Here is a 15,154-nt window from a genome sequence, read left to right as displayed (position 1 = left end):
AAGAAGAATATCAATTAGGAGTGGAACTCATGGATTATACTCACTATAAAAAACAATTAGAAGAAAGAAAGCATGAAATAGAGGAACGACTGATCAAGCAAGGAAACTTTGGTATGGAGCGCGGCTTAGCAAGCGATATGGCCTCTGGTGAGCTGTCGCAGTATGATAACCATCCGGCTGACTCTGGGACGGAACTGTATGAGCGCGAAAAGGATATCGCGCTGCTTGGACATTTAAAAGAAGAGTTGTCTGACATTCAGTATTCCTTGAATCAAATGAAAAAAGGAACCTACGGCATATGCGAAAAAACGGGACAGCTGATCTCTGAAGAGCGGCTGGAAGCTCTTCCAACAGCACGAACCGTTGCTGAAGCTTCACCGAATCAGGATATTTCAACTGATCATCCAATCGAGGAAGAAGTCCTAAGTGAATTAGAGGACAATTACGGCCGCGATACAGATGATCCCGAGTACAATGAACAAAACGCTTATGAACAGGTGGCTTCTTTTAATCAGACAAGTATGACCTATGACGGCTCATCCAATATGGACAGTGAGGACGGCGTAGGGTATGTCGAAGAGTTTGAACCGTTTGTATCCACGGATATGAATGGCTATACCGGAGCGGACGATGTAAAATTTGAACGAAACGTTCATTATGACAAATATATGGATCATATGGATGAAGCCGAAGAAGACCAATCTGATTCGGCCTACTAACACACTTCATTTCAAAAGAAAGAGGGCAGCCGCCAGGACGCCCTCTTTTTACTCTTTAATAGCCTACTTCGACGGAAGCAATAACAATATACATCTGATCGTTCTTATCATCCTTATCTTCTAAGACGATGCCACTAGTGGTTCTCATGCCGCCATCATGAACTTCGACATTAACTTCACCATAAGGAATGGCTTCTTCCACTTCAGCATATTTAATCTGATCGTGATCATAAGGTACTGCCAATTTGACGTTAACTTTCATATTATCAAGAGAGTTCTCAGGAAGGGCAGCCTTAATGCCAGGCATTGAGTTGTTGTGAATCGCATTTTTTACGGCACGTACTGAAGCTTTCGTAATGTTTTGTCCGTGTACGTCAGTGCCCATTCCTGTTTGAATAAAGATTAGTCGATCCATTTCTATCCCATCCTTTCTTACAATGTGTTTATCACGTCTTCCCACATTTTAAAACTATAATTTAAAAATGCTCCAAATGGATTAAGCGCTTCCATCCAGTCTGGGCGTGTGCGGAAATTTATCTAGAGAACACAAGGCTTTTAGACTTCTGCAAGAATATCTATTTTTAAGTTGACACACTATTTTGAATGTCTGTATAATTTAGTACTATACTCAAAACATACTATTTTTATAGGAATTATGGTAATAAGGATGATGACCTTGTTTTTACAGATGGATAAAGTCGGTAAGACGTTTAATGACAAAGAAGAAGGCAGTTTTGAAGTCTTTTCAGATATTGATCTTTCAGTCGAAGAGAACCAATTCGTTTCGCTTCTTGGACCATCAGGTTGTGGGAAATCCACACTGCTCTCTATGGTCGCAGGACTTGAAACGGTAACAGAGGGCTCCATCAAGTTAGAAGGGGAAGAAATCAAGAAGGCTGGACCTGATCGAGGCATGGTGTTTCAGGAAGCTTCATTGTTTCCTTGGCTGAATGTAAAAGAAAACGTCATGTTTCCTTTAAAACAGCAGTTATCCAAACAGGAAGCGTCGAAGCGGGCCGATCAATTTTTACAAATGGTTCATCTTAGCCGGTTTAAAGAAAATTATACTCATGAATTGTCAGGCGGGATGCAGCAGCGGGTGGCGATCGCAAGAGCACTCGCGATGGATCCGAAAGTGCTCTTGATGGATGAACCGTTCGGTGCTTTAGATGAGCAGACGAGGCATATCCTTCACGAAGAATTAATGAAGATCTGGCAGGAAACGAAAAAAACGATTCTGTTTGTTACGCATAGTATTCAAGAAGCAATTAAATTATCGGATCGGGTTATTGTCATGGGAACACGGCCAGGAAAAATTATCGCTGATTTCAAAATTGACGTTCCAAGACCGAGAAAACGGGATGATGAACGGGTGATTGAGCTGGAGAAGAAAGTTATGAACCTACTCGAAGGTGAAATCAATAAAGTGTTGAAGGAAGAGCTGAGTCATGAAGGTAGTCATTAAAAGAATCTTATTTTTAGTTGTTATTCTCGGAATTTGGCAGTTGGTTTTTACAGCCAACATTTTTGAAGATATCGTTTTTCCATCACCTATAAAAGTAGCTGGTGCCCTTTATGAAGGCTTTTCTAGCGGAGATTTAATTAATGCGCTTGGCGCAAGTTTCAAGCATTTATTCAGTGGGCTATCATTAGCAATTCTTTTTGGTACGACGATTGGTGTAATTCTTGGAAAATCAAAGCAAGCTGATGAAACAGCTGGTATGTACTTAATTGCTCTTCAAAGCATTCCAAGTATCGTCTGGGTCCCGCTTGCGATCATGCTATTTGGATTTTCTGAATTCGCGGTCGTATTCGTTGTGGTGCTTGGTGGTACGTTCGTCATGGCCCTTAATGTGAGATCAGCGATCCATAGTGTACCTCCACAGTTAGTGAGAGCGGCAAGGACCATGGGGACGAACGGAGTCCCTTTGTTTTTCAGGGTAGAGGTACCATCTAGTGTTCCTTATTTTATCACTGGCATCCGGCTAGCATGGGCATTCAGCTGGCGCGCACTCATGGCTGGTGAACTATTAAGTAACGGTCCCGGACTAGGTTACTCGCTCCGTTATGCTCAGGATTACGCGCGGATGGATCAAGTCATTGGAATTATTATTATTATCGGTGTCATTGGTGCGATCGTCGATCAAGTGGTGTTCTCGAAGTTAGAAAAGAATGTGATGAAGCGTTGGGGCTTATTAAAAACATAAGATGGGAGATGAGGTTAAATGAAAAAAATCTTTTATGGAATGGTAATTTTAGCAATGAGTCTGTTCCTATCTGCATGCGGTGAAAGTGCTGGAGCAGATTCCAATGGGGAAGGAACAGATGAAATTACAATCGGTTATTTTCCAAACATTAACCACGTAGCAGGAATGGTGGCTGAAGAGAAAGAAATGTATTCAGAAACGCTGCCAGATGGAACGAAAGTGAACTATCAGTACTTCCCGGATGGTTCTGCGTTTATGACGGCTCTTGAAACGGGAGATATCCAGGGAGGACTTGTCGGACCTGGCCCAGCAATGAACCATTTCACGAGCGGTGCAAAAATTAATGTCGTTGCAGCGGGTTCAACAGGTGGAACAGTCATTATGGCTAGAAACGGTGCAAATATCGAATCACCAGAAGATATGGCTGGAAAAACTTTTATTTCTCCTCGAGTCGGATGCACACATGATGTCCAGTTTGAAACGATGATGAAGGAAGAGTACGGCATTACTTCCGACCGTATCGATGGAAAAATGAAGCACGTGACAGGGAAACCGGCGACATACGCAAGCCTTTTTGAAACAGGAAAAGTGGATGTTGCAACAGTTCCTGAACCTTGGGCTTCTTCCATTGAAGCAGAAGGAAATGGGGAAGTGCTAGTGGATACACCAAACGTCGCCTACGGTGAAACATTGCCAGCAGCTGTATTTGTAACTTCTCAGGACCTTGTGAAAAACAATCCAGACATGGTTCAGAACATCGTCGATGCTCACAAACAAGCAACAGAATTCATTCAGGAAAACCCTGAAGAAGCAAAACAGATTGCGATTAAGAAAATTAAAGACATCACAGATCAAGAGCTATCTAAAGAAGTCATCGACAATGCTTGGGAGCGTATCGATTTCACTTATGACGTGGAAGAGAAGCACTTGCAGGACTTTGCAAACTCCTCCTATGACCTTGGCTTCCTAAAAGAAAAACCAGATCTTACAGGTCTAGTCGATAAGAGCTTTATTGAATAATAAGAAAAGGTGCCTTCTAAAAAAGGCACCTTTTTCTATGCTTTCTGATGGATAGACTCGAAGATGTGCATCATCCATTTACCAATGTCTTCAAAGCCAATGCGTTTATAAATGCTTCCTGCTGCTGGATTATCATAAAACAGACACAGCATCTTTTCTTCAGATAAGAGCTCCTCACAGAGCTTTGTCATACATAGGCTGGCGTAGCCGCGCTGTGTATAATTCACATCCGTACAAACCCCGACCACCATAGCGGATTTGGAATTCTCAGCTGTAGTAGAAGCTGAAGAGACGATTTTACCGTCCTTTTCGAGGTAAAATGTTCGGGAAGAACCATTCTCCATTCCTTTCTTAAGACTCTCAGCTCTTGTATTATCCGGTTCAAATTCTGAAATACTGTCCTGCAAGGCAACAATCTTTGGCACATCGGCGATCTCTGCCAGGCGAACGTCGGAAAGGTCAGGTGTGGTTTCCTTGTTTTTTTCACATTTCGCATAGTAAAGGGTACGCGTTTTAAGTGAAGTGCGCTTGATGTAAGGGAGGACTTTTTCGGTCATTTCCTTTAGCCCTGAAAGCTCTTTGAATTCAGGATCATTGTTGATGATTTCTGCGAATCCTTCAGCATCAAATTCCTGTTCCGCATAGCAGATGTAGTTGCTGCGGTATTTTAATAAGATGGCGATGAGTTCATTTTGCTCGTTGAAGTCTCCCCAGAGTTTTTGGAAATCCTGCTCATAACCAAAATTCTCAATGTCCCCAATGATAAATAGGTTTTCAGCAGGTTTCTTGGATAAAAGGTTTTGACATGCTGCATCATCTTTCTCATTTAGTCTGCGGATCATAAGCTCCCCCCTTTGGTAAAATTTCATTTATTGTAACAAAATCTTCCTTAAATACAATCCCTTTTCTAAAAAATTATTTACAAATATTTTTACTTCCTTCCTTTAGTTTTAATTAATTGGGTCAAACTAAGGAAACAGGAGGGATTAGCATTGAGATTATTGTTGATCGCTATGATAAGCTTCCTTTTATTCAACCATGGAGGCTTGGTGCATGCGGAAAGTCTTTACCAAATCAGACATAAAGATCAAATTACACAAGACTGGGAAATCCACGCAGATTACCCATTGTTTGACCATCTTGAAAATAAAGAGCTTCAAGAGAAAGTGAATATGAAGATTGTTTTGAAGCTGAAAAATACACTCAGAAGTGTGCAGAGAGAGGCAAGTGAAGTAATGGGATTTCCGATCCTTTATTATGAGGAATCGTCTGTTTTTAAGAATAAAGAATTTTATTCGGTGGTGATGACCACGAATATTTCCAAAGGAGATCAGTACCAATCGAGAGTAACATCTATAAACTTTTCTGATGAGCCAGGCGGAGACATCCACGCGTTAAAAGATTATGTGTACATGGATCGTTTGAATAAAGAGGTAAAAGCTCAAATGGCGCAAGATCAGGATACTTTTAACTTACAGAATTTCAAGGAAGTAAGGGAAGATACTGCGTTCTACGTCAATGAAGAAAAATTGGTGTTAGTGTTTAACAAATATGAGGTGGCAGCAGGTGTGCATGGTACTCCGGAAGTTGAAGTCTCTTTAGAAAAAGTGAAGAAAGAGGAGAAGACAGATAAGACTTATGCTCCGCTTCCTCCGATCGTTTGATTTATCCACACTCACACTTGCTCGCCATAAAGGGATGAAGTGGGTTATGAACACTATCCACACTTTGTGTTTAATAAGTTATAAACAATTTGAGAAACGATAGTCCTCCTATTTCTAAGGATTTGTAAGGGTTATACACATTGCGCACAACCCTGTGGATAAATATTAATAACAATGAAAAAAGCATAAGCGTATCGCTTATGCTTCCATTGCTTCCTCATTTTGTTCTTGTTCCCCGTAATAGTGGAACATATATTGTTCTTTCGTAATGACAAATAAATCATATACATCTTCATTTCGATTCACCCATGAGAGGATTTCAGGGTAAGCCTCGTTAGCAGCTGAAACATAGGGGATTTTAAGTGCAGCTTTCATCGAGCGCTGGTTGGTTCGTCGGATTTTCATGAAGATTGCTTCAATATCCAAATGGAAAAATAACTCTTCAAAAAACGCTTCTTTAGCAGGTTTGTTGTAGCCTTTTCCAAAGTAAGGCTGGCCAATCCACGTGGCTAAAAACCCTTTACCTTCCTGCACATCAAACAAGTTGATCGTTCCGATCGGCTGTCCCCACTCATCAAGGATGGTACGTGAAATTAATTCACCCCGATCTTCTGCTTCTATGGTCTGCTTAGTAATGAAGTAAAACTCGTCAGAGGACGCAGCCTTATGACGGACGAACGGAAAAACTTCTGGATGGCTCATTAACTCGTAGAGAACCGGGGCGTCATGTAAATCACGCTTTTTTAGCATAAAAAATCCCTCCTTGATTTGGGGAGGGTGTTTTGAACACAGAAGAAGGCAAATGATGCCGACTAGTTGGTTCGTACCACCCTCGAATTTTTATCAATTGCTCACAAAAATTCGGGGTGGGAATCGAACCCACTAGAACCAGTTCATTTAACTGGTGGCGCACCATTTGCCTTCCCTATACCTTAATCTTATACAGCAGCATCTATCTTTATAATAATCGAATACAGAAAAAATGTGAATAAAAAATTTACTCATTTCTACTAGAATTTTTTTCTATTTCTGCTCTTTTAATACCGTATAAACTGCAAGGCGTTCGGTATATCCTTGGGCCTCATTATCATAAGGGCCCGTACATGTAATTAGATTCAAAGATCTTTCGTTTGTTGGACCGAAAAGCTTTCGAAGCGGAGCCTCATCTACTGGATAGGCAACCACTTCCTGAACGGTGAATGTAAGCATCTTCCCGTCTTTACCATGAACTAAAATTTCATCTCCAGCTTTTAACTTTTTCAAATCATAAAAGACAGCAGGGCCATACTGTCCGTCTACATGTCCAGCGATAACAGAATTTCCTGTTTTGCCGGGTTTTGTCCCTGGCTCAAACCAACCGACGTCCGTTACACTGTCAGGAACGGCCATCCCGCCATCTTTTGTATATCCTTGAGGCTGGATGGGCGCATCTACTTCAATAGACGGAATCTCCATTCTTACAGGAGTGATTCCTTTTGCTTCATCGTTTTCTACAAAAGTGCCTGAAGTGTAATTTTTTTTAAGGGGGGTGGTTTCTATTGAATCTTTAGTGTCTGAATATACAGGCTCGGGTTCAGGGTTCTCTTGGGTTTCCGTAGGAGTTGTTTGTGATTCTTGTGAAGATGAAAGAACCCTGGCTTCCTCGAGGGGTTCATCATCAAGCAGTTGAAAGCTCACGATAAATACGAGGAAGCCAAGGAGGACTGGGAATACAAATCGTTTCATTGTTTATGCTTCAGAACGTTTACGGAAAACCATAAAGCCAGCACCCATGGCCACTACACCAAGAACAGCTGCATAAAGCATTGCGTTAGAATTATTCGTTCCGCCAAACCCCGTTTCAGGCATGGAAGAAGGCATTGCTGCTGAGTCTTCTAGAAGAAGTACTTCAGGGCTGTCTGCAGTTCCTACAGCAAACGCACTATAAACTTTTCCTTCTTCAAGCGTCGTACCTGAAAGGTCGATCAATTGAGTCCCATCTGTCGTACGAACTTCTAGGTCATAGGTTTCTGGTTCTAGTTCTTTATAGTCCGTTACCATTGGGAATTCAGCACCTGAGAATAACGCGTCTCCACCAATTGGTCCCACATCAACAGCAGGTGCTCCTGGGATGAAGTGGCCGACACGAACTTTAGCCATTCCTTCACTTGCTTCCATGGAATCCTGGATTGCTTTTAATTGAAGGTTTTCTAAGTTATCAATCGCTGCGGCAGTGTAGGCCATTCCAGCTTCAACGTTAACGTTTGCAGATAGTACAGGATCTTTTTCACCTTCTGTACCCGCAGCATAGATTTCTACTGTATGTTCTCCAGCAGGTAATTCCATGTAATCGGTAGCTGCTTTAAATTCAGCACCTTCCACGACAGCTTCTCCATTCACATACACATCAACGGCCGGAGCATCAGGGGACGCATGAAGTACACGAACTTTCGCCATATCTTTGTGGTTATCAGCAAAAGCGACTGGGGCGAACACTCCTAGGATCAAAACGATAGCAGCTAACGAAGATAATAATTTTTTCATGTTTCCACTCCTTAAAATTTTTATGTGATCATTGCCGAAGGTGTACGTTTCGACAATCTTTACCCAAAAACAGAGGGAGAAACTGAATTTTCAAATATTTTCGCGAAAAATATTATAAAAAGGTTGTACAACTCTTGTACATTTATAATATACACGTAATATTTAGATTTCAAACTTTTAAGTGGGCTGAATGTGCTTCAGGTAAAATCTTCGTTTTTTTCCATAAAAAAACACCGATAGAATCATCGGTGTAACAACGCAGTACTATTCTTGATAACATACCATTTTGCCGTCAATCATCGTCCAAATCGGTTTGGACATAAATTCAAACGGGTGACCGCTCCAAAGCACAAGATCAGCATCTTTGCCTTTTTCAATTGAACCCACTCGATCATCTACGCCAAGATTTTTAGCAGGAATAATCGTGATACCGCGAAGAGCATCTTCAATCTCCATACCTTCACGCGCGGCTAAGGCTGCACATATATTCAAATACTGAATAGGTGTATAAGGATGGTCTGTTGTAATGGACACTTTGATTCCGTGCTCATGTAGAATTTTATAGGTCTGCCACGTTTTATTACGTAGTTCGATCTTTGAGGCACGTGTAAAGGTTGGGCCAACAGATACTTGCAGGTTCCTTGAAGAAAGATGGTCAACAATCAGATGCCCTTCTGTACAGTGCTCAATTCGCAAGTCCAAATCGAATTCATCGGCAAATCGAATCGCTGTAATGATGTCGTCTGCACGGTGAGCATGAATACGAACAGGGATCTCTTTGTTCAAGGCTTGTATAATAGGCCTCACTCTAAGCTGGTCCGGATCAGGATTTTTCATTGCCGCATAGAAGGTTTCCCTTAAGGTCCCCATAATTCCTAACCGGGTGATTGAAGCATCTTTAGATTGAGAATGGACACGCTTAGGATTTTCTCCTAAGGCCATCTTTAACCCTGCTGTTTCTTTCAAAACCATATCGGTGATGGAATGACCAATCGTCTTTATGACTGAAGTTGTTCCTCCAATAATGTTTGCACTGCCTGGCATGATATGAGCGGATGTCACCCCTGCTTTTCTAGCATTAAAAAATGCGGGGTCAAGAGGATGAGCTCCATCAATGGCTCTTAGGTGGGGAGTAATCGCTTCAATCGTTTCATTGGCATCACTTCCAGCCCAGCCTGTTCCTTCATCATACAACCCTAAATGAGTATGAACATCGATGAATCCAGGATAGAGATCATTTCCTTTTCCATCTATATACTCTGCTTGTTCCGGTAGCGAAATATCTTTTCCATAATCAAAAATCTTCCCATCAGCAATATGCACTTTTCCGTTTTTGATGGAAGGAGAAGTGATGGGGTGGATTGTAACATTGGTAATGACGGTATTCATTGAACATACAGCCCTTCAAATAATGGATTACTATTATTATACTGGATTTTTATTATTTGGAGCATAGAAGAACGAAGCTTTAGAAAAAACTCCGTCCTTTTTTATGCCTTATTTAGATAATATTGATTCTAATGCGGGTTTCAATTCAGGATATTTGAAATGATACCCGTGAGCGACCGCTTTTTTAGGTAGAACAGATTGTCCATCTAATAGGAGCGTACTCATTTCTCCAAGAGCCGTTCTTAAAGCGATAGCTGGGGCCGGAATCCAATGTGGTCGATTGAGCACATCTCCAAGGATCTTACCGAAATCTTTGTTCCGTTTTGGATTAGGAGCTGTACCATTCAATGGCCCTTCGACCTCTTTATTATGAATAGCAAAATCAATTAAACCGACCACATCATCGATATGGACCCAGGACATCCACTGTTCACCAGAACCAAGATTTCCTCCGATCATAAATTTGTAAGGCAGAATCATTTTCGGCAAGGCACCTTCTTCCCCGAGGATGATCCCGAACCGTACATAAACGGTCCGGACGCCTTTCTCAACTGCCTTGGAGGCACGCTCTTCCCATTCATATACGACATTCCCCAGGAAATTGTGGGCAGCTTCAGTCGTTTCTTCTGTGAAAGTCTTTGTTTTAGAATTACCATAAAAGCCGACAGCAGAAGCGTTAACAAGCACTTGTGGTTTCTCAGGGAGGAGGTCTATCAGTTCGATCACACCTTCTGTAGCCTGAATGCGGCTGTTCAAAATAGAACGTTTTCTTTCCTCTGTCCACCTGCCGCTGTTCAGTGATTCACCGGCTAAATTGACGATCGCCTGTATCGCCGGTAAATGTTCTTCAGGATGGTAATCATCTTTAAGCCATCCGACATGCGTGACCGATTCAGTATCTTCGTGTTTCTCTGGACTCCTCGTCAATATGTAGACATGGTGGCCCTCACTCGTGAGCTGCTTTGTGAGCTCCCCTCCTACAAAACCTGTGCCGCCTGTAACTACAATGTTCATTTAGAGCGCCTCCTTCATAATTGGTAATTGACATTATTTTACTCTATACAAACCCGAAATGCGATTCGCATTTGTAACGTCATGGTGAATATACATGCTACAATATAAGAAAAGAGGTGGTACTTTTGGCTAAGCTTACGAAAATAACAACGCAAAAAAAGAATAAAGGCCGATACAATATTTTTCTTGATCATGGCCAGGGTGAAGCCTACGGTTTCAGTGTTGATGAAGATATCCTTGTAAAGTATCGGCTTCAAAAGAATATGGAGCTTGATGAAGCAACCATTGAAGCCATGAAGCAAACCGATGAGATACATAAATCCTATACCCTCGCCATTAATTATTTAAGCTACCGAATGCGTTCAGAAAAAGAAATCCGAGATTACTTACATGATAAGGAAGCTGATCCTGAGCATATCGATGAGATTGTCGCCAGATTAAAAAAAGAAAAACTGCTAGACGACCAGGAGTTTGCTAATTCTTTAGTCCGAACGAGAATAATGACGTCCAGTAAAGGACCACTGCTTCTCAAAAAGGAACTGATCGAAAAAGGTGTTCAGGCATCGCAAGCAGAGGCAGCTCTGGAGCATTTTTCTTTTGATAAACAATACGAAAAAGCTATGAAATTTGCAGAGAAAAAAATGAAGAATGACGGAAAAAAGTCGTTCCGTCAGCAAATCCAAACTGTACAGCAAACGCTTATGCAAAAAGGATATCAGGGGGACGTCGTCCAAGAGGTGCTTGCCAACCTGCCTGAGGAAGAAAACGAAGAAAGCGAGTGGCAGGCTGCTGTTCTACAAGGAGAAAAGATACTAAGGAAATACCGGCAAAAAGCAGAAGGGTATGAATTAAAGCAAAAAGTTAAATCCGCTATGTATCGAAAAGGATTCACCTTCGATGTCATCGATCGTTTTATAGAAGAGTATTGCGACAACTAATGACTTCATACCATCACTAGCTATTGTCCAGTGCTAAAAAATCATATTTCATTCTAGCGTTCTTCTTAGGACTTGAATGGAGGATGAATTCGTTTCCGTTACCGATGTGACTAAAGAGGTGAGAGGGGAAATCGCTCGCTTTCCGCGGGGAAGATGGCAAGCCTCCTCGGTTTGCCAACCTGTGGGGTCTTACCAGTCCATCCATTCCCGCAGGAGTCTCACAATTTCCCCTCCCCCCTTACGTTTATACGATGGAACAGAAACGCCTCCATAGGAAGAACGTCCGGACATCTCATTTTTTATTAAATTTGGAAGCACGCCATTTTAATTCTATAGGAAGATTATTTTGCTGTTATTTTTAAGCTTCTATATGTTGGATCTGATACAATATCGCCTTTTTGAGATCTTATTTACATTGAATGGGTTCGTTAGGCTGATGGTTGTGGGAGTCTCGCCGTTTTCCCGCCAACCCATTTATTTTCTTGAGGAACGAACCCGTTTTAACACCGGTATGAGTATTCAGTATTTGACGATGCTCATAGAATTTCTATCAATAAGTACACTGCAAATCGCAGTAATAAAACCGGTTAAAAGGTTTTGAAGAGTACTTCAATATGATAATGCAGTTTAGAGCTCATTTATTTCCACGTTTAAGGCGTTTCCGTTCTCAAATAGTTGTAAGGAGGTCCGGGAAATGGGGAGACTCCTGTGGGATGAGCATGACAGGTGAGACCCCGGAGAGCGATCAGCTCGAGGAGGCTCAGCACATGCCCACGGAAAGCGAACCATTTCCCGGACCTCCTACTTCTATCCATGGTAAAGGAAACTTTCAGGTCACTGTTATTTCTAAAATAAAGTTGTAATAGAACTGATTTTTATAACGGAGGAAAAGCGATGATTTATTTGAGGCAGACTTTTCGACTGCACCCTAATCAATATGAGAGATGCACACAATTTTTCAATGACTACACACTTCCTCTTCATAGAGAGAACGGGGCAAGGCTGACAGGACGGTACGTAACGAAAGCTAGAGATGAGATTACAACACTATGGGAATATAATTCGTACGAACACTATAAAACTGTGAACGAAAAAATCAAGCAGTCAGAGCTCTTTAAGGAATCTGAAAAGAGAAGGAAAGAAGTTAAGCCTCTCTATTTAGACGAGCAAGAAGAGTTCATGGAAGCAACAGGAGATTACCAATTTCCAAAGCATATTGTTTCTGTATCCGCCTACATAACCAACGATGCCGGTGAAGTTTTGCTAGTGAAAAACGAGCACCGCAATGATACATATGAAATGCCTGGCGGACGGATGGAGATGGGGGAGACCCTTGAAGAAGCTGTTCGCCGAGAAGTTTTTGAAGAAACAGGAATAACAGCCGATATCAAAGGCATCACCGGTGTTTATCAAAATGTGACCAGAGGGATCGTATGTGTTGTCTTCAAAGGCGTGTATCGTTCAGGAGATCTAAGAACGCAGCCTGGAGAAACACAGGAAGTCTTTTTCAAGGATTTGAATAAGGGAGAACTAGATAACCTCGTCACAAAAGAACATTTCAAAGTCAGGATTACCGACGCTCGAGACCGAGAAGGAGTGACTGTAGAAAGTTATTATGTCCGTCCTTATGAAGTGGTACACCGGCTTGAATCCTAATAAAATAAGCTGCTGACCTGAAGGGCCAGCAGCTTTCTATTTAAAGTAAACCTTTCTTTTCTAGATCTTCAATGGCTTCATGGACGTGGTCAACGGTGGTGTTTGCTTTTTCAATCACTTCATTGTGAGCAGTCGACATTACATAGCTGTGTGGGGTGAGTTCAAACATCGCTACATCATTGAACGAATCTCCAACACAAGCCACTTCATGGGGTTCGATTCCCAGTTTTTCGATAAGGGAACGGATTCCGTTTCCTTTATTGATCGCTTTTGGCATAATATCTACACAGGTTTCATGAGAAATGAAGCAATCAATCTCTTTTCCAAAGGATTGATCAATTCTGTTAAACGCATCAATCACGTCTTGCTCTTGTCCGTGTAGCGTGATTTTAGACGGGGATAGGCTAGTGCCAAACCGTTCTGTCATATTCGGATCGATTTTAATGTCATGGAAAAGCTGTTCAGAAATAATATCAATCCATTTATTGTGTTCTTTCGTGTACGTTTCATCTGCCGTAGAGACCGTTTTGATCATCGGCTCCTCCTCGACGGCGTCCACGACTTCTTTGGCAGTTTGCGAGTCAAAGGTTTTAGAGTAGATATGCTCACTGTCCTTATCAAACACGAAAGCACCGTTCTGACTGACGCGGTGGCCATATACTCCGACACGCTTCAAGACTTCTTTGATCTCATGATCCATACGTCCAGATGCAACGGTAAGCGGGATACCACGGTCCTCTAGTTGTTTCAGCGCATCTACATCTTCGTTTTTTATAAAATGGTCCATTCCAAGCAGTGTCCCGTCAAGGTCACTGATAAATAGTTTAATCATGGATGGGCTCCTTTCTGTCCTCATCTAATAAACTTTTCACACTTAAAAGATTGTACACGACGTAAGCGCTTTTAGACAAAAGAGAAGTTTTTTATGTGACAAATGCTTGTAAAAATCTTTTATGAATTATACGATAGAAGTTATGATGAGCGGAGTGAAAACGGTTTATAAGTAGAGAGACAAATTCATGTGGGGGACCAATATGAGACAGCAGGTAAAAATAAAAAAAGTTTTGAATAACAATGTCGTCATTGCTGAGCACCCTTCCTATGAAGAAGTGGTGCTAATTGGCAAGGGTATCGGTTTTAATCGAAAGGCTGAAGATGAGATTTCTTTTGATAAGGCAGATAAAACTTTTTTACTAAGTAACGAAAAAGAGAAAGAGCAATACGTCAACCTTCTGCCCTATGTAGACGAAAGATTGATTGACTTCATGAACGATGTTCTTGTTCACATCGAGACACGGATGGGGCAGGAGTTGAATCAACATATCCATGTGGCATTGACCGATCACTTGGCTTTCGCTATTAATCGGGCCAAGAAAAATCTGCAGTTCTCTAATCCATTCTTGCTGGAAATCGAGTCTCTCTATCCGAAAGAATACCAAATTGCCATGGAAGTCGTGACGATGATTTACGACAAAATGGGCATCCAATTCCCTGAAGGCGAAATAGGATTTATCGCGCTTCATATTCACAGCGCCGTTACGGATAAAACCTTAAGGGAGATTAATCGTCATAATCAGCTGATATCAAAACTAGTGTCTCTCGTAGAAGAAACGATGGACGTTACCATTGATAAAAACAGCGTGGATTACCATCGGCTCGTTCAACATTTACACCGTGCCATTGACAGGGTTTATCAATCGGAAAGTCTCGGTGATGAAATAAAACTAGCAAATATGTTGAAACAAGAATATCCTGTGTGCTATAATTTAGCATGGAAGTTGATAAAAGTGATGCAAAAACAGTTGAATAAGCCAGTGGATGAATCTGAAGTTATCTACTTAACGATTCATTTACAGCGACTAACCCATAAATCTTAACCAGTACGTGTTACTGATACGATCAGGCATGAGTATTGGAAGATTAAACGGTTATCTTAAGGGAGAAGTGTACCTTTTGATAACTGATTGATCTTCTATACTCATGCCTTTTTTCATGCTCTTATTTCTTAGTCCGGCGTCCTTCAA

At 41.5% G+C, this 15,154-nt stretch carries 16 protein-coding genes; 8 read left to right on the top strand and 8 right to left on the bottom strand.

Features of this window, described 5'->3' with window-relative positions; all coding sequences use genetic code 11:
- Positions 1 to 29: 29 nt before the first annotated feature.
- Positions 30 to 719 (top strand): TraR/DksA C4-type zinc finger protein, encoded by a 690-nt coding sequence (locus HM131_RS16220; protein WP_085030745.1) that lies wholly within the window; start codon positions 30 to 32, stop codon positions 717 to 719.
- A gap of 55 nt (positions 720 to 774) precedes the next feature.
- Here the strand turns inward: HM131_RS16220 and HM131_RS16215 are convergent, their stop codons facing one another.
- The gene (locus HM131_RS16215) at positions 775 to 1,134 is read right to left on the bottom strand and encodes a Lin0512 family protein (RefSeq protein WP_085030744.1); all 360 of its coding nucleotides are present in this window, start codon (positions 1,132 to 1,134) and stop codon (positions 775 to 777) included.
- A gap of 261 nt (positions 1,135 to 1,395) precedes the next feature.
- On the opposite strand from HM131_RS16215, the gene HM131_RS16210 reads away from it, so the two are divergent.
- From HM131_RS16210 to HM131_RS16200, 3 genes are read left to right on the top strand one after another with little or no spacing between them, the layout of a single operon-like run.
- A complete protein-coding gene (locus HM131_RS16210) occupies positions 1,396 to 2,184 on the top strand; it encodes an ABC transporter ATP-binding protein (RefSeq protein WP_085030743.1) in 789 nt (262 codons plus the stop codon).
- Positions 2,168 to 2,926: an ABC transporter permease gene (locus HM131_RS16205; protein ID WP_085030742.1), complete on the top strand. Its 759-nt coding sequence runs from the start codon at positions 2,168 to 2,170 to the stop codon at positions 2,924 to 2,926. The genes HM131_RS16210 and HM131_RS16205 overlap by 17 nt, the downstream gene beginning before the upstream one ends.
- An 18-nt stretch (positions 2,927 to 2,944) precedes the next feature.
- Positions 2,945 to 3,946 carry an ABC transporter substrate-binding protein gene (locus HM131_RS16200; RefSeq protein WP_085030741.1) on the top strand — a complete coding sequence of 334 codons (1,002 nt, stop codon included), beginning with the start codon at positions 2,945 to 2,947 and terminating at the stop codon, positions 3,944 to 3,946.
- 35 nt (positions 3,947 to 3,981) lie between these two features.
- On the opposite strand, the gene HM131_RS16195 is transcribed toward HM131_RS16200, so the two are convergent.
- Positions 3,982 to 4,788: a GNAT family N-acetyltransferase gene (locus HM131_RS16195; RefSeq protein ID WP_085030740.1), complete on the bottom strand. Its 807-nt coding sequence runs from the start codon at positions 4,786 to 4,788 to the stop codon at positions 3,982 to 3,984.
- Between the two features lie 150 nt (positions 4,789 to 4,938).
- Here HM131_RS16195 and HM131_RS16190 point away from each other — a divergent pair, with 150 nt between their 5' ends.
- A complete protein-coding gene (locus HM131_RS16190; RefSeq protein WP_232324806.1) occupies positions 4,939 to 5,610 on the top strand; it encodes a DUF3298 and DUF4163 domain-containing protein in 672 nt (223 codons plus the stop codon).
- Positions 5,611 to 5,808: 198 nt separating this feature from the next.
- Here the strand turns inward: HM131_RS16190 and HM131_RS16185 are convergent, their stop codons facing one another.
- The 5 genes from HM131_RS16185 to HM131_RS16165 form a co-directional block, all read right to left on the bottom strand.
- Positions 5,809 to 6,360, bottom strand: a complete 552-nt coding sequence (locus tag HM131_RS16185; RefSeq protein WP_085030739.1) for a GNAT family N-acetyltransferase — start codon at positions 6,358 to 6,360, stop codon at positions 5,809 to 5,811.
- 273 nt (positions 6,361 to 6,633) lie between these two features.
- Entirely contained in the window at positions 6,634 to 7,335 is a 702-nt protein-coding gene (locus tag HM131_RS16180; protein ID WP_085030738.1) for a class F sortase, read from the bottom strand.
- Between the two features lie 3 nt (positions 7,336 to 7,338).
- Positions 7,339 to 8,133 carry a DUF4397 domain-containing protein gene (locus tag HM131_RS16175; protein ID WP_085030737.1) on the bottom strand — a complete coding sequence of 265 codons (795 nt, stop codon included), beginning with the start codon at positions 8,131 to 8,133 and terminating at the stop codon, positions 7,339 to 7,341.
- 264 nt (positions 8,134 to 8,397) lie between these two features.
- Positions 8,398 to 9,522 (bottom strand): amidohydrolase, encoded by a 1,125-nt coding sequence (locus HM131_RS16170; RefSeq protein ID WP_085030736.1) that lies wholly within the window; start codon positions 9,520 to 9,522, stop codon positions 8,398 to 8,400.
- Between the two features lie 108 nt (positions 9,523 to 9,630).
- The gene (locus tag HM131_RS16165; protein WP_085030735.1) at positions 9,631 to 10,536 is read right to left on the bottom strand and encodes a TIGR01777 family oxidoreductase; all 906 of its coding nucleotides are present in this window, start codon (positions 10,534 to 10,536) and stop codon (positions 9,631 to 9,633) included.
- A 125-nt stretch (positions 10,537 to 10,661) separates the two neighbouring features.
- Here HM131_RS16165 and recX point away from each other — a divergent pair, with 125 nt between their 5' ends.
- Together recX and HM131_RS16150 are read left to right on the top strand one after the other, a co-directional pair.
- Complete coding sequence (gene recX / locus HM131_RS16160; protein ID WP_085030734.1) at positions 10,662 to 11,474, top strand: recombination regulator RecX; 813 nt, start codon at positions 10,662 to 10,664, stop codon at positions 11,472 to 11,474.
- Positions 11,475 to 12,368: 894 nt separating this feature from the next.
- Positions 12,369 to 13,130 (top strand): NUDIX hydrolase, encoded by a 762-nt coding sequence (locus HM131_RS16150; protein WP_085030732.1) that lies wholly within the window; start codon positions 12,369 to 12,371, stop codon positions 13,128 to 13,130.
- A 40-nt stretch (positions 13,131 to 13,170) separates the two neighbouring features.
- Here HM131_RS16150 and HM131_RS16145 read toward each other — a convergent pair whose 3' ends face one another.
- Complete coding sequence (locus HM131_RS16145) at positions 13,171 to 13,962, bottom strand: HAD family hydrolase (protein ID WP_085030731.1); 792 nt, start codon at positions 13,960 to 13,962, stop codon at positions 13,171 to 13,173.
- A gap of 202 nt (positions 13,963 to 14,164) precedes the next feature.
- Between HM131_RS16145 and glcT the strand changes: the two genes are divergently transcribed.
- Positions 14,165 to 15,007, top strand: coding sequence for a glucose PTS transporter transcription antiterminator GlcT (glcT, locus tag HM131_RS16140; protein ID WP_085030730.1), 843 nt, complete (start codon positions 14,165 to 14,167; stop codon positions 15,005 to 15,007).
- The last annotated feature ends 147 nt before the right edge of the window (positions 15,008 to 15,154 follow it).

The organism is Halobacillus mangrovi (assembly GCF_002097535.1).
GTDB lineage: Bacteria > Bacillota > Bacilli > Bacillales > Halobacillaceae > Halobacillus > Halobacillus mangrovi_A.
The sequence above is the reverse complement of the archived record's forward strand: the minus strand, read 5'-3'. Positions and strand labels throughout refer to the sequence as shown.

Excerpts from the sequence above, each read along its gene's own strand:
- HM131_RS16185 (WP_085030739.1), bottom strand. The coding sequence starts at position 6,360 with ATGCTAAAAAAGCGTGATTTACATGACGCCCCGGTTCTCTACGAGTTA.
- HM131_RS16175 (WP_085030737.1), bottom strand. The coding sequence starts at position 8,133 with ATGAAAAAATTATTATCTTCGTTAGCTGCTATCGTTTTGATCCTAGGA.
- HM131_RS16195 (WP_085030740.1), bottom strand. The coding sequence starts at position 4,788 with ATGATCCGCAGACTAAATGAGAAAGATGATGCAGCATGTCAAAACCTT.
- HM131_RS16220 (WP_085030745.1), top strand. The coding sequence starts at position 30 with ATGGATTATACTCACTATAAAAAACAATTAGAAGAAAGAAAGCATGAA.
- HM131_RS16205 (WP_085030742.1), top strand. The coding sequence starts at position 2,168 with ATGAAGGTAGTCATTAAAAGAATCTTATTTTTAGTTGTTATTCTCGGA.
- glcT (WP_085030730.1), top strand. The coding sequence starts at position 14,165 with ATGAGACAGCAGGTAAAAATAAAAAAAGTTTTGAATAACAATGTCGTC.
- HM131_RS16215 (WP_085030744.1), bottom strand. The coding sequence starts at position 1,134 with ATGGATCGACTAATCTTTATTCAAACAGGAATGGGCACTGACGTACAC.
- HM131_RS16145 (WP_085030731.1), bottom strand. The coding sequence starts at position 13,962 with ATGATTAAACTATTTATCAGTGACCTTGACGGGACACTGCTTGGAATG.
- HM131_RS16165 (WP_085030735.1), bottom strand. The coding sequence starts at position 10,536 with ATGAACATTGTAGTTACAGGCGGCACAGGTTTTGTAGGAGGGGAGCTC.
- HM131_RS16170 (WP_085030736.1), bottom strand. The coding sequence starts at position 9,522 with ATGAATACCGTCATTACCAATGTTACAATCCACCCCATCACTTCTCCT.
- HM131_RS16180 (WP_085030738.1), bottom strand. The coding sequence starts at position 7,335 with ATGAAACGATTTGTATTCCCAGTCCTCCTTGGCTTCCTCGTATTTATC.
- HM131_RS16200 (WP_085030741.1), top strand. The coding sequence starts at position 2,945 with ATGAAAAAAATCTTTTATGGAATGGTAATTTTAGCAATGAGTCTGTTC.
- HM131_RS16150 (WP_085030732.1), top strand. The coding sequence starts at position 12,369 with ATGATTTATTTGAGGCAGACTTTTCGACTGCACCCTAATCAATATGAG.